We start from the raw sequence: 1,541 nt of genomic DNA on the forward strand, positions 1-1,541 counted from the left end.
ACCTTTTCAATTATGTCGCCGCGCTGATTGTATCAGTTGCGATGGCCGGAGTACTCGGTTGCAAGGATGATGCGGGCTCGGCACCGTCACCCCCTCCTGTCCCGCAAGTGGAGGTCGTGACGGTGATGGCACGGACCGTGCCGGATGAACCTGAATTCATCGGAGAGGCCGAAGCGTCTCGACCGGTTGAAATTCGCTCACAGGTCACGGGGATTCTGAAAGCCGTGCTGTTTCCAGAGGGCCGAGCGATCAAAAAAGGCGCCAAGCTCTACCAGATCGACCCGGTGCCGTTTGAAGCGGCTTACAAAGGCGCGCAGGCGAGGATCGCGGAGGCGGAAGCGCGCTTGGTTCAAGCCAAGCAAGATCTCGCCCGTGTCAAGCCGTTGCTTGAAGCGCAGGCCGTCAGCCAAAAAGATGTGGACGATGCAATTGCCGAAGACTTGGCGGCGAAAGCCGCCCTCCAACGAGCTCAGGCCGACATGATCAAAGCCAAGTTTGACTTCGACAACACCAGAATCATCGCTCCGATCAACGGCCTCATCGAACGGAGTCGGTACTACGAAGGCCGGCTGGTCTCTGCGCAAACCGATTTGCTGACCGTCATACATCGCATCGATCCGATGTATGTGGTGGTCAATGTGCCGGAAAGCTTCCTGCTCAAACGGCGAAAAGATGGCATCGCGGTGAGTCTTCAACATCCCGGCCTTGCGCAGTTGAAAGGCACCGTCATTTTCGCCGACGGCAGCACGTACGCTCACGAAGGCGTCCTCGATTTCGCCGATGTCGGCCTGCGGACTGAAACGGGATCGAGGCGAGCCCGATTCGTCGTTCCCAATCCCGATGGAGTGTTACTGCCCGGGCAATTTGTGAGGGTACGCTTTAAAGGAACGGTGAAAGACCATGCCCTATTGGTGCCTCAGCGGGCGGTCCAGCAAGGCCCGCAGGGTCCGATCGTGTTTGTCGTGGGTGAAGGAGACATGGTGGAAATTCGCCCGGTCAAAGCGAGCCGCTGGCACGACCAGGAATGGATCATCGAGTCGGGTGTGCGGTCCGGCGAGCGGGTGGTCGTGAGCGGTTTCCACATGGTGAGGCCCGGCGCGACCGTCAAACCGATTCCGGCCACCGAACCTGCTGCCGAGCCTAATAGCGGGAAGCCGGATAATAGGACGACCAACGACAGTGCCGACCATGAGTCGGAAACTAAGGCCGAAGCCGCGAAGGACCCGCAGTGAGTTCACGGTTTTTCATCGAACGACCGATCTTTGCCTCGGTCCTCTCCATTGTCATCGTCGTCATCGGGCTTGTCGCGCTCATCAATCTTCCCATTGCGCAATTTCCTGATATCAGCCCACCGGTCGTCCAAATCGAGGCCGACTACCCCGGCGCCAGCGCGGAAGTCGCGGCTGATTCGGTGGCTCGGACAATCGAGGTGCAGCTGCCGGGCATCGATAATCTCCTCTACTACGACTCGACCAGCACGAACGACGGCCACGTCAGCATCAGGCTCACCTTTGAAATCGGCACCAACGTGGATATCGCGC

General features: G+C 58.9%; 2 protein-coding genes. Both read left to right on the forward strand.

Annotated features, from left to right (window positions below; genetic code table 11):
• Positions 1–1,232 (forward strand): efflux RND transporter periplasmic adaptor subunit (locus ACOSYY_RS15085; RefSeq protein WP_421663375.1); only part of this gene is annotated, 1,232 nt, incomplete at its 5' end.
• Positions 1,229–1,541: efflux RND transporter permease subunit (locus tag ACOSYY_RS15090; RefSeq protein ID WP_421663377.1), on the forward strand; the 313-nt coding region annotated here is incomplete at its 3' end. The genes ACOSYY_RS15085 and ACOSYY_RS15090, both read left to right, overlap by 4 nt.

It is taken from the genome of Nitrospira sp. BLG_2, assembly GCF_049222245.1.